Annotated in this window: 16 protein-coding genes and 1 pseudogene; 5 read left to right on the top strand and 12 right to left on the bottom strand. The window is 68.4% G+C overall.

The genetic code is table 11. The annotated features are described in order from the left end of the window. Positions 1–94 precede the first annotated feature (94 nt). Positions 95–382, bottom strand: a pseudogene (locus tag BOX17_RS06690) (hypothetical protein); the annotation flags it as partial. A 209-nt stretch (positions 383–591) separates the two neighbouring features. Between BOX17_RS06690 and BOX17_RS06685 the strand changes: the two are divergent. Together BOX17_RS06685 and BOX17_RS06680 are read left to right on the top strand one after the other, a co-directional pair. Then, a complete protein-coding gene (locus tag BOX17_RS06685) occupies positions 592–2874 on the top strand; it encodes a CehA/McbA family metallohydrolase (RefSeq protein WP_071942930.1) in 2283 nt (760 codons plus the stop codon). Positions 2875–3000: 126 nt separating this feature from the next. Next, a complete protein-coding gene (locus BOX17_RS06680; RefSeq protein WP_071942928.1) occupies positions 3001–3462 on the top strand; it encodes a DUF3592 domain-containing protein in 462 nt (153 codons plus the stop codon). An 88-nt stretch (positions 3463–3550) separates the two neighbouring features. On the opposite strand, the gene BOX17_RS06675 is transcribed toward BOX17_RS06680, so the two are convergent. Next, a complete protein-coding gene (locus tag BOX17_RS06675) occupies positions 3551–4576 on the bottom strand; it encodes an aldo/keto reductase (protein WP_071942926.1) in 1026 nt (341 codons plus the stop codon). A 213-nt stretch (positions 4577–4789) separates the two neighbouring features. On the opposite strand from BOX17_RS06675, the gene BOX17_RS06670 reads away from it, so the two are divergent. Further along, the gene (locus BOX17_RS06670) at positions 4790–5839 is read left to right on the top strand and encodes an endonuclease/exonuclease/phosphatase family protein (RefSeq protein ID WP_071942924.1); all 1050 of its coding nucleotides are present in this window, start codon (positions 4790–4792) and stop codon (positions 5837–5839) included. Positions 5840–6324: 485 nt separating this feature from the next. Next, positions 6325–6921 carry a DUF4202 domain-containing protein gene (locus BOX17_RS06665; RefSeq protein ID WP_071942922.1) on the top strand — a complete coding sequence of 199 codons (597 nt, stop codon included), beginning with the start codon at positions 6325–6327 and terminating at the stop codon, positions 6919–6921. A gap of 51 nt (positions 6922–6972) precedes the next feature. Here the strand turns inward: BOX17_RS06665 and BOX17_RS16950 are convergent, their stop codons facing one another. The 3 genes from BOX17_RS16950 to BOX17_RS06655 all read right to left on the bottom strand — a co-directional run bounded on the left by BOX17_RS16950 (position 6973) and on the right by BOX17_RS06655 (position 9096). Further along, a complete protein-coding gene (locus tag BOX17_RS16950; RefSeq protein WP_164508628.1) occupies positions 6973–7119 on the bottom strand; it encodes a DUF6746 family protein in 147 nt (48 codons plus the stop codon). After that, positions 7119–8216, bottom strand: a complete 1098-nt coding sequence (locus BOX17_RS06660; protein WP_071942920.1) for a C45 family autoproteolytic acyltransferase/hydrolase — start codon at positions 8214–8216, stop codon at positions 7119–7121. Before BOX17_RS06660 ends, BOX17_RS16950 begins: the two co-directional genes overlap by 1 nt. Positions 8217–8331: 115 nt before the next feature. Further along, positions 8332–9096, bottom strand: a complete 765-nt coding sequence (locus BOX17_RS06655; RefSeq protein WP_071942918.1) for a dienelactone hydrolase family protein — start codon at positions 9094–9096, stop codon at positions 8332–8334. 138 nt (positions 9097–9234) lie between these two features. Between BOX17_RS06655 and BOX17_RS06650 the strand changes: the two genes are divergently transcribed. Beyond that, positions 9235–10443 (top strand): ABC transporter substrate-binding protein, encoded by a 1209-nt coding sequence (locus BOX17_RS06650; protein WP_071942916.1) that lies wholly within the window; start codon positions 9235–9237, stop codon positions 10441–10443. Between the two features lie 171 nt (positions 10444–10614). Here the strand turns inward: BOX17_RS06650 and BOX17_RS06645 are convergent, their stop codons facing one another. From BOX17_RS06645 to typA, 7 genes are all read right to left on the bottom strand, one after another. Continuing rightward, a complete protein-coding gene (locus BOX17_RS06645; protein WP_071942914.1) occupies positions 10615–11916 on the bottom strand; it encodes a branched-chain amino acid ABC transporter permease in 1302 nt (433 codons plus the stop codon). Beyond that, complete coding sequence (locus tag BOX17_RS06640) at positions 11916–12920, bottom strand: branched-chain amino acid ABC transporter permease (protein ID WP_071942912.1); 1005 nt, start codon at positions 12918–12920, stop codon at positions 11916–11918. The genes BOX17_RS06645 and BOX17_RS06640 overlap by 1 nt, the downstream gene beginning before the upstream one ends. 30 nt (positions 12921–12950) lie before the next feature. After that, entirely contained in the window at positions 12951–13655 is a 705-nt protein-coding gene (locus BOX17_RS06635; protein ID WP_071942910.1) for an ABC transporter ATP-binding protein, read from the bottom strand. A gap of 96 nt (positions 13656–13751) precedes the next feature. Next, positions 13752–14519, bottom strand: a complete 768-nt coding sequence (locus BOX17_RS06630) for an ABC transporter ATP-binding protein (RefSeq protein WP_071942908.1) — start codon at positions 14517–14519, stop codon at positions 13752–13754. Positions 14520–14543: 24 nt separating this feature from the next. Then, on the bottom strand, positions 14544–15989 hold the full coding sequence (locus tag BOX17_RS06625) for a sodium-dependent transporter (protein WP_071942906.1): 1446 nt from the start codon (positions 15987–15989) through the stop codon (positions 14544–14546). 128 nt (positions 15990–16117) lie between these two features. Then, positions 16118–16438, bottom strand: a complete 321-nt coding sequence (locus BOX17_RS06620) for a hypothetical protein (RefSeq protein WP_071942904.1) — start codon at positions 16436–16438, stop codon at positions 16118–16120. Between the two features lie 126 nt (positions 16439–16564). Continuing rightward, positions 16565–18391 (bottom strand): translational GTPase TypA, encoded by a 1827-nt coding sequence (typA, locus tag BOX17_RS06615; protein WP_071942901.1) that lies wholly within the window; start codon positions 18389–18391, stop codon positions 16565–16567. Positions 18392–18415 lie beyond the last annotated feature (24 nt).

The following is an 18415-nucleotide window of genomic DNA, read 5'->3' as shown; positions in this document are numbered from 1 at the left end:
TGATCTGCCATGCCTGCTCGAGCCGACTGACAGTATGGGACCACTTGGGCGTGGTGGGCTTGCAGACGGTGTTCTGGTTGCCGAACAGGCCGACCTCGCTGATGGCCAGCCCCTGCTGAATGCCGTCGCCCAGGCTGTGCTGGTTGTCCTTGGCCTCGATCACCGCGATGGGCTGGTTCTTCCGGAAGCTGAGGATGTAATCCGCACGGCGCTTGCGGCCGCGGAAGTGGAGCTTGCCCCGCACGATGATGCGACCGGCGGTGAAGCACACCTCCTCGCGCACCCGGGTCTGGATATCCCACCCGGCGCGTTCCAGCGCCGGCGTGATGAACTTGGTGCAGATATCCCGTTTGCTGAGGGCCTTCTTGTCGCGAGCATCCATGCCTGATCTCACCGGTCCGCAGCCACCGTGTCTGCTGCTGGAAACAGTCTTGCACGTTTTCGATTGCTCATCATTCTTGGCCATCCGGTGGCGCGATTCCGCCCCCTGAGGGTCGTTGGCGGGGCGGTATTTGAATGTACAATCAAAATAAAGGAGAATCGATTCGTCTCTAACCAATAACGAAATGCAATGCATTGGGAGCGCTTTTGATGAGCAAGCGACTCGAACGACTTCTTCTGGCCGGCCTGCTGGCCGGTGCCTCGGCGGCGACGCACGCCGAGGTCAGCATCACCCGCGGCGCCACGGCGATCCCCGACGGGGAAGCCCAGGCGAGCGAGGACCTGACCATCGCCAATGAGCGGCTGGCCTTCTCCATCGCCGTGGAGTCCGCGCCGCCCTGGGGCGTGCCCCGCGGCACCCTGGTCGACCTCGCCGCCGTCAAGGAGGGCGAGATCGACCTCGATCGCATCGCCTTTGCCGACTTCATCCCCAACAACTGGTCCTCCTGGCCCAACGACGGCAAGGAAGTGGAGATCGTCGAGGACTCGGCCGAGCGTGCCGTGGTCCGGATTCGTCGCAACTGGGGCGATGCCTGGGTCACCACCACCTACACCCTCGAGGCCGGCAGCGACCGCATCGGCCTTGAGACCGAGCTGGAAAACGCCGGCGAGGCGCCGCTGGAGGCCATCCGTTCGGGCTATACCCTGTGGCCGGATACCGGCTTCCTGTTCGGCATACCGGGGCTGGGCGATGCCAAGGAAACCGTGGCCGATGAGGCGCTGACGGATCGCATGGTGGCCTACGACCGCGACTGGGTCTTTGCGCTGCATGCGCCCTATTTCGATCGCGTGAACTACGAAGGCCAGGACATGTATCTGGAGCATGACCTCGCGCCCGGCGAGTCCCGCACCTTCGATGGCTGGCTGCAGGTGGTGCCCGAGGGCGACCTGGCGCCGGTGGTGGCCTACGAGGCCGAGCGCCATGGTGATCCCGTCGGCCGGATCGCGGGCACCCTGCGCAACGACAGCGGCGAGGCGCCGCAGGGCGGCCTGGTCATGGTGGAACAGGATGGCCACCCCTACGCCTGGACGCTGGCCGAGGAGGGCACCTTCGAGATGTCCCTGCCGGCCGGCGAGTACAGCGCCTACGCCACTGGCCTGGGCCACGCCAACAGCGAGCCCGTCGAGCTGACGGTGACCGAGGGCGGAGAGCAGACGCTCGAGTTCGCGGGCATGAAAGGGCCCGGTACGCTGCGTCTCGACGTGCGGGATGCCGAGACCGGCGAGCCCCGCGATGCGCGCCTGGCGATCCTCGAGGGGCAGCAGCCGCCCGTCGAGTTCCTCGGCAAGCAGACCTTCTTCACCGACCTGGATCCGGCGGGCAAGGCGGAGCTGGCGCTGGCGCCCGGCGACTATCGTCTGAGCGTCAACTCCGGTGCCGGCTTCACCGCCGAGCAGCAGGAAATCGAGGTGAGCCTGGCCTCCGGTGAGTCCGTGCAGAAGACCCTCGAGATCGACCGGCTCGCCGAGCCCAACGACGATGCCTGGTACGGTGCCGACCTGCACCACCATGCCAACATCCTCGAGGGCACGACCCCGCCCGAGATGGTCGTCAAGGCGCAGCTGGCCACCGACCTCGACCTGACGTTCATCAGTGACCATGACTCCACGGCCAACCATGAACGCTTCCAGGCGCTCTCCGATCAACGCGGCGTGCCCTTCATCCCGTCCATCGAGGTGTCGGCGTCCTGGGGTCACATGAACCCCTTCCCCATCGACCTTGCCGGCGAGATGCAGGTGGACCCGGGGACCGACAGCGTCCAGGCGATCCTGGCGGATGCCCGTCGCCTGAACGCCGAGGTCATTCCCCTCAACCACCCGTTCAACGACTACGGCTACCTGCGTAACCTGGCCAACGACACCGTGCCGGGCGGCTTCGCCACCGGGTTCGACCTGCTGGAGCTCAATGCCGAGGTCGACAACGTCCCGACGCGCCAGACGGCCCAGAACCTGTGGGACGAGGGCAGCCGGGTCTACTTCACGGCGGGCACCGATACCCACGACGCCTGGAACGACCTGACCGGCCGCATCCGCATGATGGCCAAGGTGCCGGGCGAGCTGACCCCGCGTGCCTTCGCCCGTGCCCTCAAGGATGGTCATGGCTATGCGACCCAGGGCCCGCTGCTGCATCCGCGCAACGGCCTGTTCGGCGACACCCTGCGTCTGCCCGAGGGTGAGGCCTTCACCTGGCAGGTCGATGTCGTGGCCGTCGACGGCCTCAAGGAAGCCCGGCTGATCGGCCAGGGCGGTGAGGTGCTGGAGACCGTCGCCCTGGACGGCCGCGAGGCCAGCCTCTCGCTGACCCTGGACGAGACCGTCGAGGGCTGGGTCGCCCTCGAGGTCGATGACCAGGACGACGAGACCGCCTGGAGCAACCCTCTGTGGGTGGAGCGGGAGCAGCCGGGGCCCTATACGGCGGCCGTCGAAGGCTGATCGTTCCGGATGTTCCGCACGACAGGGCCGCACCCCACGGGGTGCGGCCTTCCTGTTCATAGGGCTGGCGCATAGGGGGTGCCCTTCGCCACCCCGCATCTTTCCCACATGAGAGGAACCGAGAGCATGTTCGATATCCCCCTGCTGATCGCCATCGCCGCCCTGGCCGGAGCCGCCTTCACGGCACGCCGGATCTGGCGTCGGCGCAGCGTGAACCGCTGGCCGGAGGCGACGGCCACCGTGACCGGGACCGAGCTCGTCGAGCTCGACACCGGCGTGCAGAAGAGCGAGGGGCCGTCCCAGGAGCGCCGCTACCGGGCCCGGGTGCATATCGCCTTCCGGGTCGATGACCGCGAGATCACCTCCCACAACGGTCGCTTCGACGGCACGCCCACCTTCACCGCGCGCCGGGAGGCCGAGGCGTACCTGGCCCAGTATCCCACCGGCATGACGCTGTCGGTCCATTACGACCCGACGACGCCGTCACGGACCAGCTTCGGCGCGGGGAGCATCCCGACCCGCCTGATCGGCCTGACGCTGTTCCTGCTGGCCGTGTCCGTCTTCGCGCTGCTGATCTCGCTGCGCTGATCGCGTCGTGCGGATCTCCCTGCGCTGATCTTCCTGCGCTGAACCCCGGGCGTCGCGGCTTCCTGCCCCGCGCCCGGACGCCAGGGCCCTAGGCGGCAGGGCCTTTGCCAGCCTCGCCGAACTCCTCGGTGTCGACCTCCGCCTGCTGGGATTCGCCGTAGCGAGCGCCCGCCACCTGGTCCGGGGTCATCATGGCGTCCAGCCGGGTCGCGGTCTCCGGCGCCAGGTGCAGGCGTTCCGCCGCCAGGTTCTCGCGCATGTGCTCGATGGACCGCGAGCCGGGGATCGGCAGGATGTCGTCGCCCCGGGCCCGAAGCCAGGCCAGCGCCAGCTGGCCCGGAGTCGTGTCCAGCTCCTCCGCCAGCGCCGTGAACGCCTCGAGCAGGCGCAGGTTCCGGGGGTGGTTCTCGGCGCTGAAGCGCGGCAGGCCCCGGCGCATGTCGTTCTCCTCGAGGCTCGCGGGGTCGCGGACGGCACCCGCCAGGAAGCCGCGCCCCAGGGGGCTGAAGGCCACCAGGGCCGTGCCTGCCTCGCGGCAGGCATCAATCAGGCCGATCTCCGGGTTGCGGGTCCACAGCGAGTATTCGGACTGCACCGCCGCGATGGGCCGCTCGGCCCGGGCGCGGCGCAGGGTGGCCGCGGAGACCTCGGAGAGCCCGATGGCGCCGATCTTGCCCTCCTCCATCAGCCGGCCCAGCTCGCCCACACTCTCCTCGATGGCCATGCCCTTGTCCCAGCGGTGCAGGTAGTAGAGGTCGAGGTGATCGGTCTGCAGGCGCGCGAGGCTCTCCTCGCACTGGCGGCGCAGGGTGGCCGGGCGCCCGTCGATCACCTTCCTGCCCAGCGCCGGGTCCATGGCCATACCGCACTTGCTGGCCAGCAGGATCTCGCGGCGCCTGTCCGCCAGCGCCTTGCCCACCAGCCGCTCGTTGGCCGTGGCCCCGTAGAGGGTGGCGGTATCGAAGTGGCGATAGCCCATGTCGAAGGCGGCGTCGAGGGCGCGACGCGCCTCGGCCTCGGGGAGCGGGCTGCCATAGCCGTGGGAGAGGTTCATGCAGCCCAGGCCGATCATCGGCGAGGCCACTTCCTTGAGGCGGGCAAAGACAGTCGACATGGGAATCCTCACGGGTGGACAAACAGAAGCGACGCGGCCTGCCGGCAGGGCCGTCGGGGGGGAAGGGACATCATGCCGAGGCAAGCCGTGGCATCGCAAGCCGGGCGCCGCGCCCGCGGGCCTCGCGAGACGAGATCCTCCTCGTTTCCTCATCGAGCCATTGATGATGCGGCGCGCGGTCGTCAGGATGGCGGCTTTTTGCGCGGAGGACGCATGCGTCGCTATCTGCTGGCCGGAGTGCTGGCCCTGATCCCCCTGCTCGCCCGGGCCGATGTGGTCGTCGGCAGCTGGAACATCGAGCATCTTGGCTGGAACAACGACAAGGCCCTGCCCCAGGTGGCCCACGTGGCCAACCACTTCGACCTGCTGGCCGTGCAGGAGCTGATGGACCCGCTGGCCATGGTGCGGCTCGAGGAACATCTGGAGGCGGTGTCGGGCGAGGCGTGGTCCTCCATGGCCAGCCACGCCCTGGGCCGCGGCACCTACGAGGAGCACTACGGCTTCCTGTGGCGGGAGAGCGAGGTGGCCTACGAGGATGGCGCCGTGGTCTACATCGACCACGGCGATGTCTTCTCGCGCGAGCCCTACTCGGCGCGCTTCCGCGATGCGGCGACCGGCGACCGGTTCACCCTGGCCACCGTGCACGTGGTCTATGGCGACCGCGTGGGCGATCGTCTGCCGGAGATCGCGGCGCTGGCCGACTACTGGCAGTGGCTCGACGAGATCGCGCCGGACACCCCGCGGCTGCTGGCGGGGGACTTCAACCTGCCGCCGGACCATCCGGCCTGGGAGGCGCTTCGCGCCCGGGGGGCGAGGCCCGCGCCCGAGGGGCGCTCCACCCTGGCCACCACGGCGGGGCAGTACGCCAGCCTCTACGACAACCTCTGGTACGACGCCGGGCGACTGACGCCGAGCGACCGGGGCATCCTGCGCTTTCCCGAGCTGCTGCCCCTGGCGCACCAGGCGGCGCGCGAGCGGGTCTCGGACCATGCGCCGGTCTACGTGGCCCTGCACGGTGCTGCCCTGGTGGCCACCCGGGCGGCCGGTGGCGAGCTGGTGGCCCGTCCGCCTCGGGCAGGCTGCATCGACCTGAACGCCAGCAGCGCGAACCGCCTGGCCCAGCTGCCCCATGTGGGGCCGGCGCGGGCCGCGGACATCATCGCCGGCCGGCCGTGGCGGGTGTCCGAGCTGCGCCAGATCAACGGCATCGGGGACGGCCGCCTCGCCGACATCCGGCGCAGCGGGCTGCTCTGCGGGGGGTGAGGCATGCGCCATGGTGGGGCATCGTGCCCCGGTGGCAGGGTCGCTTTTGTGCAGGTGCGAAGAGATCGGGGGCGCGCCGGCGGAGGTCCGGCGCACTGGTTTTATCTAACTTATTGTTATTAAATGTGTTTGATTGAAGTTGGCGTGGTATTCGCAAACATCTTGTCAGGATCGCCACTGGAGTGGTGATACAAAGCGTGAGCTGGCGTGCTCCAACTGGCCTCCTTCGGGAGGTCTTTTTTATGCATGCATGTTTTACGTGCCAGAAGCTTGATGGCCATGACGCCTGGCAACAACTCGACATTAGTGGCACGACGGCCAGCCGAGCGCCGTACCAGGCGATCATGCGCTGCTCCTCGGTGTGGATGGCCCGGGCGCCCGTCGGGCAGTCGTGTCGGCGGATCTGCCAGGTGTGGTGTGGCGCTGGGCCCGGGGCGGGGCGGCCCGGTATGCTGTCATCACCGCCACCCAGCCAGGAGTGCCCCATGTCCGCCGATTCCCCTAGCCCCTTCGCGGCGACCCTCGTCGCCCTGGATGCCCTGCACGCCGAGGACCCGCGCCGCGTCACGGTGGCGGGTGAGGCCGTGCCCCAGGAGCTGTGGCATGCCGAGCGGATGAGCGCCTGGCTGGAGCAGCTGGTTGAGGCGCCGGACGAGCTGGTGCGCCTGGCGGTGCGCGGCCAGCACCTGCAGCGCTGGCAGGTGCCGCGCACGGATTACCCCGAGGGGCGGGTAGGCTACCTCACCTGGCGCCGCGACCAGGGGCAGCGCGCCGGCGAGACCACCGCGGCGCTGATGCGCGAGGCGGGCTACGGCGACGCGCCGGCCGAGCGGGTGGCGACGATGATCCGCAAGCAGGGGCTGGGGCGGGACGAGGGCGTGCAGGCGGTGGAGGACTGCGCCTGCCTGGTGTTCCTGGAGAACTACTTCGGCGACTTCTCCCGGCAGGTCGACCACGACCACCTGATCCGCATCGTGCAGAAGACCTGGCGGAAGATGTCGCCGCGCGCCCATGCGCTGGCCCTCGAGCTGCCGATGACGGCCGAGGCGCGGGCGCTGGTGGAGGAGGCCCTGGGCGGATGAAGGCGGCGGCGTCTTGGCGCCGCCCGGGCCATCAATGTGCCGCCAGGGCCATCAGTTCGTCGTCAGCGGGCGGGCGGCGTTGAGGTAGGCCATGCCGTTGAGGCGCACGCGCTCGCGGTCGAGGGTCTCCGAGCCCAGGTGCACCTCCTCGAGGGAGGCGGCCATGGTCTCGACCTCCGCCTCGTACCTGACAATCATTATCGTTCGAGATCCTGTCTCGTTTGATCCGGGTCAATGCCCGGCGCGTCGCCGAACTGGACCGTCAGGCTCTCGTCGCTCTCGCACGGCTTGCCGTGGCGCAGGGTGAGGCGCCGCCGGGTGAGGTCCATCACCACCGAGAACAGCGTCTCCATGCGCTCCTCCGCGGGCTGGTCGGGATTGAAGTGGCGACAGATCGAGAGCGGCGCGCCGTCGTGGTCGCCGAGGATGGCGAACAGCTCACCCTCGCCGATCTCGCCCCCGGGCGGCAGCCGCTCGCGCAGCAGGGCATCCAGCCGGGTCAGGCGCGATCGGGAATCGGGGCGCGGGAAGTCCTCCACCCGGTGGGCCCCGGAGCCGGCGTAGAGGTGGTTGGTGTGGGTGACCACGCCGTCCTCGGGAGCCAGGCGCCCCGGCTCGCCAGGGTGCACCTCCAGGCCCAGGGCCTCGCCGTCGCCGCTGGCGACCAGGAAGTGGGCCGGCGAGCAGACCCGGTCGTCGCGGGCCACGGCCAGCGCCTGGTCCATGTCGCGGCACTCGAGGATCTTGCGCAGGGCGACGTGGATGGGCAGCCCCTCGCCGCAGGTCCGCGAGCGGATGGCGTTGAGGCAGACGCCCAGGCCGTGCTCGTTCATGCCGATCTTGGCCACCATGCCGGCCTCGCCGATGCTGATCAGCGGCGGGGCGTCGTTGCCGCTGATCTCCAGCGCCACCACGTTGTGCAGCTGGTCGGTGCGCCAGTCCCAGTTCTGGGCCAGCCACTGGGTGCCGTCACGCTTGAGGGCGAAGGCGGAGCAGCCGCCGCTGGCCTGGGTCAGCGAGATCTCGCTGCGGCAGTTCAGGGTCAGTATGTCCTCGACGTCGAGCCCAGCGCCCCGGGCGATGCCCTCCATCTCCTCGAGGATGGCCGGGAAGCCCCGCTCGATCATGGGCAGGAAGCGCTCGGCCTCCCGGCGCGCCCGGCCCCAGTCCAGGCCCACGAAGTCCTGGAACAGCCGGTCGTAGACCTCGAGGCTGTGGGTGATCAGTCCGGCGTGGGCGCGGCCGTGGGCCACGCCGATCTCGGCCCGGCTGCCGGAGAGGGGAGTGATGTGCATGGTGACCTCGTGACTCGATCGGCATCGACAGGGTCACTGTAGCACCCGGCGGGGATCGGCAGCGGCGGGAGGGCAAAGCGCCGGCCGGGGGCCGGCGCGTCGGCGAGAGGGCGGGTCAGAGCACCTCGTCGAGCAGCGCGAGGAAGGCGTCCCAGGAGAGGGCGTCGGCGCGCTGCTGGTAGCGGTCGCCGCCGAAGACGGTGAAGGCGTGGGGCGCGCCGGAATAGACCTCGATATGGTAGGTGGCGTCGGCGGCCTCCAGCTCCTTGCCGAGGCTTGCCACGTCGTCCAGGGAGATGGACTGGTCGGCGCCGCCGTGGGCGACCAGGATCGGCGGGGTATCGGCCGCGTAGGACTGACCCTCGGGCGTCGAGAGGCCGCCGTGGAAGGTCGCGAAACCGGCCACGTCCTCTGCCTCGCCGGAGCGGGCGAGCTCCAGCACCACGGCGCCCCCGAAGCAGTAGCCCATCACCACGGCGGACCCGGAGGCGCCCTGGGCGCGGGCCTCGGTCAGGCCGGCCAGGGTCAGGGTGCGCATGCGCTCGCGGTCCTGGTAGAGCTTGGCGGTCTCGGCCTTCTTGGCGGCGGTCTCCACCGGCCGGTTGCCCTGGCCGTAGAGGTCGATGGCGAAGGCGTCGTAGCCCAGGTCGGCGAGCATGTCGGCCCGACGGCGCTCGTAATCGTCCAGGCCGTCCCAGTCGTGGATCACGATGACGGTGCCACGGGCGTCGCCCTCGGCGGGGGAGAGGTAGCCCTGGAAGGCCTCGTCGCCGACGTCGTAGGCGAGGTCCTGGCCGGCGGGCGTGAAGGCGTGGGCGGTGCCGATGGAAAGGCCCACGGCGGTGGCCAGGGTCAGGTGGACGTGAAACGCTCGGGTCATGAGGATCTCCAGGGTGGTGGAACGCCTGTCAGTATAGGCACTGTCTATCGAACCGTTGGCGGCGAGGGCTTGTGTTCTGCGCGCAAGGCTTTCAGATTGTTATGGTGTGTTACCCGTGCAACCTGAGCGAGACGAACAATCATGAAAAAACGCGTACTGGCGATGGCGGTCGCCGCCTCTGCGGTAGCCCTTTCCGGCATGGCCCAGGCCGAGGTCAAGGTCGGCTTCCTGGGTGGTTTCACCGGCGGCATTGAGAGCCTCACGCCCCCGATCTTCGACGGTGCCCAGCTGGCCGTGAACCAGGTCAACGAGCAGGGCGGCCTGCTGGACGGGCAGGAACTGGTGATGCCCACCGGTGACACTACCTGCTCCGATGCCTCGGCGGCATCGAACGCGGCGGACCGCATGGTCAACACCGAGCAGGTCACGGCCATCGTCGGGGCGCTGTGCACCGGTGCCACCATTGCCGCGGCCAACAATGCGGCCATTCCCGGTGGCGTGACCATGGTCTCGCCGGCCTCGACCGCGCCGGCGGTGTCCAACCTCGATGACAACGACCTGGTGTTCCGCACCGTGCCGTCGGATGCCTTCCAGGGCGAGATGCTGGCCAAGCTGCTGATCTCCAAGGGCATCGAGGACGTCGTCGTCACCTACGTGAACAACGACTACGGCCGCGGCCTGTCCGAGGCCTTCACCGAGACCTTCGAGGCCGAGGGGGGGCTGGTGGCGGAGAACCTCGCCCACGAAGACAACCGCGCCGACTACCGTTCCGAGCTGGGCACCCTCTCCTCCACCGGCGTGCCGACCCTGGTGGTGCTGGCCTATGCCGACACCTCCGGCCAGACCGTGCTGCGCCAGGCCTACGAGAGCGGCATGTTCACCCAGTACGTGGGCGGCGACGGCATGGTGGGCGACAGCCTGATCGAGGCCATCGGCGCCGACGTGCTCGACGGCATGATCGCCACCCGTCCGGGCAGCCCCGAACTGCCGGGGACCGACATGTTCCGGGCGCAGGCCGAGGAGGCCGGCATCGACCCGACCGCGGTGTTTGCCGCCCAGGCCTACGACGCCGCCTTCCTGCTGGCGCTGGCCATCGAGCAGAACGGCAGCGCCGAGCGCGAGGGGCTCAACGAGGCACTGCGCAGCGTGGCCACCGCGCCGGGCGAGGTGATCCTGCCCGGCGAGTGGGAGAAGGCGGTGGAGCTGATCGCCGCCGGCACCGAGATCGACTACCAGGGCGCCTCCGGCACCCAGGAGTTCAACGAGAAGGGTGATGTGCCCGGCGTGGTGCTGGAGATGGCGGTCGAGGACGGCACCTTCACCAGCAAGGGCTACGTCGACCTCTGAGCGACGTGACGCCTCCGCGGTCGGGAGGCGAATGAACGAAGGCCCCGGCGGGGAACCGCCGGGGCCTTTTCTGTTGCCGAGTTGGTTCGGCAGAGGTGACGCCGTTGACGTGCAGGCCCCGATGGACGGGGAGCGGGAGGCGGTCGCCGGCCGGGCCGGCGACCGCGGGCCTCAGCCGTGGTGCTTCACCTTCTCCGGCAAGAGCCCCTTGGGCGCGAAGCGAAGCACCAGGGTGATCAGCAGCCCGATCACGAACACCCGTGCCTGCAGCGCCCGGCTGTCCATGTTGGTGGGCGCCACCCAGCCGAAGGCCCCCTCGCCGAAGGAGACGGCTAGCTCCATCAGGAACAGCGCCAGCGGCTCGGACATGATCCATATGATGTAGACCGCCACGGCGCCGAAGATGGTGCCCAGGTTGTTGCCGGGACCGCCCAGGATGACCATTACCAGCACCAGGAAGGTGTGGTTGAGCGGCAGGTAGCCCTGGGGGTCGAACATGCTGTTGAAGCTGCCCAGGGCGGCGCCGCCGATGCCCATCAGGATGCAGCCCAGCACGAAGATCTCCAGGCGACGCTTGTTGATGTCCTTGCCCATGGCGGCGGCGGAGATCTCGTTGTCGCGGATGGCGCGGATCATCCGCCCCCAGGGGGCGTTGTAGGCACGGGTCAGCAGGAAGAAGATCACCGCGATCATCACCGCGGTCACCGACAGGTAGAGTGCCCGGGCCAGGGTGAAGCCGACGGCCTCCGGTCCGGGCACCGGCCAGGGCAGCGGCGAGACGGTGGCGGTGCCGCGGGTCAGCCAGTCTGAGTTCTTGAGGAAGGCCTTGATGATCTCCGCGATGCCCAGCGTAGCGATCGCCAGGTAGTCGCTGCGCAGCCCCAGGCAGACCCGGCCGATGAAGAAGCCCACCACGCCGGCCAGCGCGCCGCCGACGATCCAGCCCACGCCGACCGGCAGGCCCAGGCCGCCGATGAAGCCGGCCCGGGACTCGATCTGGTCGGTCACGCCGCGCAGGGCGTTGATCACCACCAGGTAGAGCACCACCCCGAGCACCACGGCGATGACGGTGCGCAGCTTCCTGGGCACGCCGAGCCGGTCGAGTCGGGTGGCGCCGATCACCACGAGGGTGGCGGCGATCATGTAGACAAACACCAGGCCGAGTTCCCCGGGCAGCTCGCTGCCCCAGAAGTCGTGGTTGACCGGAATGCTGAAGAACATGGCGCAGAAGCCGCCCAGGGCCACAAAGCCCATCACCCCGGCGTTGAACTGGCCCGCATAGCCCCACTGGATGGTCAGGCCCAGGGCCAGGATGGCGTAGCAGGAGGCCTCCACCAGCATGCGGGTGCTGTAGGCGCCGCCCATGACGGCATAGACCCCCAGCACGGCCACCAGCAGGGCGAGGAAGAGGCCCACTTCCCTCAGCGGGAAGCGGCGCGGGGCGGCGACGGTATCGGTTCGTCTCGTGTTCATCAGATCACCTTGCCCTTGAAGATGCCGGTGGGGCGCCACACCAGGATGACGACCAGGATGAAGAAGGGCACCACGATCTTGTATTCGGTGCCGACGAAGGCCAGGTTGCCGGCCTGGGTCATCCATTCCGGCAAGCTGTCGCGGAAGGGCCGCAGCAGCACGCTCCAGTTGAACACCGCCAGGGTCTCGGCGAAGCCCACCACGAAGCCGCCGGCGACGGCCCCGTACGGGTGGCCCACGCCGCCGACGATGGCGGCGGCGAAGATCGGCAGCAGCAGGAAGAAGCTGAGGTCGGGCTTGAAGGTCACGTCCAGCGAGAGCAGGGTGCCGGCGATGGCGGCGAGCCCGCCGGCGATCACCCAGGTCACGGCGACGATGGTGTTGGTGTTGATGCCCGAGGCCTGGGCCAGGTCGGGGTTGTCGGACATGGCGCGCATCGCCTTGCCGAGCCGCGAACGGGTCAGGAAGAAGTGCAGCCCCACCACGGCGACCAGGGTGATCACGAAGAGGTAGAGCTGGGGCTCGGTGATCACCACCGGGGCCCGCACGCCCTCGAAGGGCAGGGCGAGGCGGAAGATCTCCTTGCGGTCATCGACGTAGAGGCTCTGGCCGCCGGTGCCCGAGAACAGCCGGATCAGGCCCTGGAGCATCAGGGTCACCCCCAGCGAGCCGATGACCATCACGATGGGCTTGACCCCGTGGGCGCGCAGCGGCTTGTAGAAGGCGCGGTCGATGCCCACCGCGAGCAGGGCGGTGAGCGCCATGGCCACGGGCAGCAGGACCAGTGCTGCGGGCACGCCGAAGGCGGCACCCGCCCCGGGGAAGGCGGTGGTCAGCAGCAGCACCATGAAGGCGCCGAAGGTCATCATGTCGCCATGGGCGAAGTGGGCGAAGCGCATGATGCTGAAGATCAGCGTCACGCCCACCGCGCCGATGGCGTAGATCGAGCCGGTCACGCTGCCGGCGATCACCACGTTGTTGATGAAGAAGACGAGTTCGTTCACGGCATGGTTCTCCAGTACTGGCTCCGGGGACTAGCCACCGAGGAAGCTCTTGGCGACTTCCGGGTCGGCCAGCAGGGCGGCTCCGGTATCGGTGAAACGGTTCTGGCCGGCGGCCAGGACGAAGCCCTTGTCGGCGATGCCCAGGGCCTGCTTGGCGTTCTGCTCGACCATCAGGATGCCCACGCCGGCCGAGTTGACCAGCTTCACCTGCTCGAAGATCTCGTTCATGTAGAGCGGCGAGAGGCCGGCGGTGGGCTCGTCGAGCAGCAGCAGGCTGGGCTCGGCCATCAGCGCCCGGCCCATGGCCACCATCTGCCGCTGGCCGCCGGAGAGTTCGCCGGCCGGCTGGTGGCGCTTGTCGTAGAGCGGCGGGAAGAAGTCGTAGACCTGCTTCAGCATGCGCTTGACGTTGCCGGGCTTGAGGAAGGCCCCCATCTCCAGGTTCTCCTTCACCGTGAGGCTCGGGAAGACGTTGTTCTCCTGGGGCACGAAGCCCATGCCCTTCTGCACCAGCTTGTTGGGGGGCAGGTTCTGGATCGGCTCGCCACGCAGCAGGATCTCGCCCTGGTTGACGTGGAGCAGGCCGAAGACGGCCTTGAGCATGGTGGATTTGCCGGCCCCGTTGGGGCCGACGATCACGCCGATCTGGTCGGCCTCGATGGTCATGTCCACCCCGTTGAGGATGTTCATGCCGCCGTAGCCACCGTGCACGTCGCGTGCGTCGAGTAATGGCATGGTCAGACGTTCTCTGCGTTCGTTGTCGTTGTCGGGATGCGCGTCACGGGCGCGTGTCATCGCATGGCGGCAGCCCCGTCAGGGAGCCGAGCCCCATCAAGGTGCCGAGCCAAAGTAGGCCTCGATGACCTCGGGGTTGTTCTGGATCTCCTCGATGCTGCCCTCGACCATCACACTGCCCTGGGCCAGCACGATCACCGGGTCACAGAGCCGGGCGATCATGTCCATGTCGTGCTCGATGACCAGGAAGGTGTAGCCCATCTCGCGGTTGAGCCGCTCGATGTTGCTGACCAGGTCGCCCAGCAGGGTGCGGTTGACGCCCGCGGCGATCTCATCGAGCAGCACCACCCGGGCGTCGGTCATCATGGTGCGGCCGAGCTCGAGGAGCTTCTTCTGGCCGCCCGAGAGGTTGCCGGCCAGCTCGTTGCGCACGTGGTGCAGGCCGACGAAGTCGATCACCTCCAGGGCGCGGCGACGCACCTCGGCCTCCTCGAGGCGCACCAGCGAGGGCTTGAGCCAGGCGTCGAAGAGGCTCTCGCCGGCCTGGGCCGGCGGCACCATCATCAGGTTCTCCAGCGCCGTCATGTGGGAGAACTCGTGGGCGATCTGGAAGGTGCGCAGGAGCCCCTTGTGGAACAGCTCGTTGGCGGGGCGGTTGGTGATGTCCTCGCCGTCGAGCAGGATCCGGCCGCTGTCCAGCGGCAGGGCCCCGGCGATGATGTTGAACAGCGTCGACTTGCCGGCGCCGTTGGGGCCGATCAGGCCGGTGATCGAGCCCTTCTCCACCTGGATCGAGCAGTCATTGATGACCTTGAGGCCCCCGAAGGCCTTGTGGACGTGCTGTACGTCGATAATGGCTGCCATGTCGGATTCCGTTGGTTGTTGTTCTCACTGTTCCTGGCTGTCATCGGCGAGGAAGGTGCGGCCCGCGGCGAAGGCGCCGACGATCACGGCGGCGCCGATGGCCGGGATCAGGTAGCCTTCCACCTGGGGGATGCTGCGCAGGAAGACGAAGGCCACGGCCGCCGGCGCCACGAAGCGCACCAGGAAGCGCCAGAAGTGGAACCAGCGCTCGTTGGTGTGCATCTCCTTCATCACCTCGGAGTGGGTCAGCGCCCAGCCGGCGAAGAGCGCGATCAGCAGGCCGCCCAGCGGCATGAAGATGTTGGTCAGCAGCTCGATGAAGCCGAAGGCGCTGCGCCCGAAGAGGGTGTGGAAGATCGTGCCCTCGGCCCAGAGGTTGAAACTGACCACGGTGAGCAGCCCCAGCGCCCAGCTGGCGATGACCATGACGGTCACGGCCTGGGGGCGGGTCATGTCGAAGCGCTCGACCAGGAAGGCGGCCACGGGCTCGATCAGCGAGATCGACGAGCTGATGGCCGCCCCCAGCACCAGGATGAAGAAGACGCCGCCGACCAGGGCCCCGCCCGGCATCTCGGCGAAGGCCAGCGGCAGGGTGACGAACATCAGCCCGGGGCCCTCGCCGGGGTTCAGGCCGGAGCCGAAGACCAGCGCGAAGATCGCGAGGCCCGCCACCATGGCCACCGCGGTGTCCACGATGGCGATGGCGAAGGCGGTGCGGGTCAGCGAGGACTCACCCGGCATGTAGGCGCCGTAGGCCATGATCGCGCCCATGCCGAGGCTCAGGGTGAAGAAGGACTGCCCCATGGCCTGCAGCCAGCCCTCGAGGCTCAGGTCGGCGAGGTTGAAGGTGAACAGGAAGCCGGCCGCGGCGCCGATGTCGCCGACGACGGCGCCGTAGCCCAGCACCACCAGCAGGATCACGAACAGCGAGGGCATCAGCAGCCGCAGGCCGCTTTCGATGCCCTTGTGGATGCCCAGGCCGACGATCAGCGCCGAGGCGGCGATGAACAGGGTGTGGTAGAGGGTCAGCAGCGCCGGGGAGGCCAGCAGGGCATCGAAGCTCTGGCTCGCGCCGGCGGCGTCGATCTCGCTCATCCCGCCGGTCAGCATCAGCCCGGTATAGTGGATCGCCCAGCCGGCGATCACCGAGTAGAAGCTCAGGATCAGGAAGGCGGAGACGGCCCCCAGCCAGCCGATGCTCTCCCAGGCCCGGGAGGTGCGGTGGGTGCGCGTGAGGAAGCGCATGCCCATGATCGGGCTGCGGCGGCTGTTGCGGCCGAGCATGATCTCGGCGATCAGGATGGGAATGCCCACGGCGAAGATGGTCAGGGCATAGACCAGGATGAAGGCACCACCGCCGTTCTCGCCGGTCAGGTAGGGGAATCGCCAGAGGTTACCGAGGCCGACCGCCGAGCCGACGGCGGCCAGCAGGAAGGTACCCTTGTGGGTCCAGACGTTGTGCGTACTCATGTGAATCCAGGATTGCCTTGGTTGGCCTTGTGGGCCTGTGCCGCCAACTGTGCGGCACGCGGGCCTTTCTGGCTAGTCGGCCAGCGTTTAGGGGACGTTGGCGGCGGTGGTAGCCACCGCCGCCGGGATCAGTCCTGCTGCTCGCCCGGCTCCTCGGGATGCCGAGGTTCCATGGCACGGCAGGCGTCGGGCAGGCGCACCGTGTCGCCGAGGGAGAGGTCGCCGACGCTCTGCTTGCGCCGGCCGTTGTCGTCGGCGATCAGGGCCACCACCTCGCCGATGCTGGTCTCCTCGACCCGGGCCTCGACCCTCACCCTGACCGTGAACCCGCGATAGCGGGCCGAGAGGATACTGCCCGGGTGGGGTATCGGACAGTCGTCCGGACGGTCGGCATAGAAGCGAAGGACGCCCTCGGCGCCGGGGTCATCCCATTCCACGTGCTTGTGCATGTCAGCTCTCCTCGGGTGGGTGAATCCAGTCTCCAGCATAGTTCCCGGCGTGAAGCACGGCGCTAGGCCGAGGTGGGAAACGAGAGAGCCCGCCGGATGGGCGGGCTCCGGGAGCGGCGGGCCGGCTTACTTCTTGCTGGCGCGCTTGCGCTCGTTCTCGGTCAGGTGCTTCTTGCGCAGCCGGATGTAGTGCGGGGTGACCTCGACGAGTTCGTCGTCATCGAGGAACTCGATGGCCTGCTCCAGGCTGAACTTCACCGGCGGGGTCAGCACGATGTTCTCGTCGTTGCCCGAGGCGCGCATGTTGTCGAGCTTCTTGCCCTTGGTGGGGTTCACCACCATGTCGTTGGCCCGGTTGTTGATGCCGATCAGCATGCCCTCGTAGACCTCGGTGCCGTGGTCGATGATCAGCTTGCCGCGCTCCTGCAGGGCATAGAGGGCATAGGCCAGGGCCTTGCCGGGGACCATGGAGACCAGCACGCCGTTGCGCCGCTCGATGGAGGCGTCCGGCTTGAGCGGGCCGTAGTGGTCGAAGCGGCTGGTGAGGATACCCGTGCCGGAGGTCAGGGTCAGGAACTGGCCACGGAAGCCGATCAGCCCGCGGGCGGGGATGATGAAGTCCAGGCGCACGCGGCCCTTGCCGTCCGGGTTCATGTTGATCAGCTCGCCCTTGCGGTAGCCGAGCTCCTCCATGACGGCGCCCTGGTGCTGCTCCTCGCAGTCGATGATCACTTCCTCGTAGGGCTCCCGCTTCTCCCCGTCGATCTCACGGATGATCACCTCGGGGCGGCCCACGGCCAGCTCGAAGCCCTCGCGGCGCATGGTCTCGATCAGCACCGAGAGGTGCAGCTCGCCACGGCCGGAGACGATGAACTTCTCCGGGCTCTCGCCCTGCTCGACGCGCAGCGCCACGTTGTGGATCAGCTCCTGTTCGAGGCGATCCTTGATGTTGCGGCTGGTGACGAACTTGCCGTCCTTGCCGGCGAAGGGCGAGTCGTTGACCTGGAAGGTCATGGAGACGGTCGGCTCGTCCACGGTGAGCGGCGGCAGGGCCTCGACGGCGGCCGGATCGCACAGGGTGTCGGAGATCGCCAGGGCGTCGATGCCGGTGACGCAGACGATGTCGCCGGCGGTGGCCTCGTCGGTCTGCACGCGCTCCAGGCCCAGGTGGGTCATGACCTGGCCGATCTTGCCCTTGCGGGTCTTGCCTTCCTTGCTGATCACGGTGACCTGCTGGTTCGGCTTGACCGATCCGCGGGTGATACGGCCCAGGCCGATGACGCCGACGTAGCTGGAGTAGTCCAGCGCCGAGATCTGCATCTGGAAGGGACCGTCCAGCTCGACCTTGGGCGGCTCGACGATGTCGACGATGGACTGGAACATCGGCGTCATGTCGTCGGCCAGCTCGTCCGGGTCCGGCCCGGCAATGCCGTTCAAGGCCGAGCAGTAGATGATCGGGAAGTCGAGCTGGTCGTCGCTGGCGCCGAGGTTGTCGAACAGGTCGAAGATCTGGTCGATGACCCAGTCCGGGCGCGCGCCCGGGCGGTCGATCTTGTTGACCACCACGATGGGCTTGAGGCCCTGGTCGAAGGCCTTCTGGGTCACGAAGCGGGTCTGCGGCATGGGGCCGTCGACGGCGTCCACCAGCAGCAGCACCGAGTCGACCATGGACATGACGCGCTCGACCTCGCCGCCGAAGTCGGCGTGTCCGGGCGTGTCGACGATGTTGATGTGGTAGCCCTGGCCGTCGGGGGCCTGCCAGTGGATCGCCGTGTTCTTGGCCAGGATGGTGATGCCGCGTTCCTTCTCCTGGTCATTGGAGTCCATGATGCGCTCCTGCCCCTCGGCCTTGCGGTCGAGCGTGCCGGACTGGCTGAGCAGTTTGTCGACCAGGGTGGTCTTGCCGTGGTCGACGTGAGCGATGATGGCGATGTTGCGAAGATTCTCGATCACGACGGGATCCTGCTGACAAAATTG

The organism is Halomonas aestuarii, assembly GCF_001886615.1.
Classification (GTDB): domain Bacteria; phylum Pseudomonadota; class Gammaproteobacteria; order Pseudomonadales; family Halomonadaceae; genus Halomonas; species Halomonas aestuarii.
The sequence above is the reverse complement of the archived record's forward strand: the minus strand, read 5'-3'. Positions and strand labels throughout refer to the sequence as shown.

What these genes read in the sequence shown, in the direction of transcription:
- BOX17_RS06685 (WP_071942930.1), top strand. Translation starts at nt 592, where the DNA reads ATGAGCAAGCGACTCGAACGACTTCTTCTGGCCGGCCTGCTGGCCGGT.
- BOX17_RS06680 (WP_071942928.1), top strand. Translation starts at nt 3,001, where the DNA reads ATGTTCGATATCCCCCTGCTGATCGCCATCGCCGCCCTGGCCGGAGCC.
- BOX17_RS06675 (WP_071942926.1), bottom strand. Translation starts at nt 4,576, where the DNA reads ATGTCGACTGTCTTTGCCCGCCTCAAGGAAGTGGCCTCGCCGATGATC.
- BOX17_RS06670 (WP_071942924.1), top strand. Translation starts at nt 4,790, where the DNA reads ATGCGTCGCTATCTGCTGGCCGGAGTGCTGGCCCTGATCCCCCTGCTC.
- BOX17_RS06665 (WP_071942922.1), top strand. Translation starts at nt 6,325, where the DNA reads ATGTCCGCCGATTCCCCTAGCCCCTTCGCGGCGACCCTCGTCGCCCTG.
- BOX17_RS16950 (WP_164508628.1), bottom strand. Translation starts at nt 7,119, where the DNA reads ATGATTGTCAGGTACGAGGCGGAGGTCGAGACCATGGCCGCCTCCCTC.
- BOX17_RS06660 (WP_071942920.1), bottom strand. Translation starts at nt 8,216, where the DNA reads ATGCACATCACTCCCCTCTCCGGCAGCCGGGCCGAGATCGGCGTGGCC.
- BOX17_RS06655 (WP_071942918.1), bottom strand. Translation starts at nt 9,096, where the DNA reads ATGACCCGAGCGTTTCACGTCCACCTGACCCTGGCCACCGCCGTGGGC.
- BOX17_RS06645 (WP_071942914.1), bottom strand. Translation starts at nt 11,916, where the DNA reads ATGAACACGAGACGAACCGATACCGTCGCCGCCCCGCGCCGCTTCCCG.
- BOX17_RS06635 (WP_071942910.1), bottom strand. Translation starts at nt 13,655, where the DNA reads ATGCCATTACTCGACGCACGCGACGTGCACGGTGGCTACGGCGGCATG.
- BOX17_RS06630 (WP_071942908.1), bottom strand. Translation starts at nt 14,519, where the DNA reads ATGGCAGCCATTATCGACGTACAGCACGTCCACAAGGCCTTCGGGGGC.
- BOX17_RS06625 (WP_071942906.1), bottom strand. Translation starts at nt 15,989, where the DNA reads ATGAGTACGCACAACGTCTGGACCCACAAGGGTACCTTCCTGCTGGCC.
- BOX17_RS06620 (WP_071942904.1), bottom strand. Translation starts at nt 16,438, where the DNA reads ATGCACAAGCACGTGGAATGGGATGACCCCGGCGCCGAGGGCGTCCTT.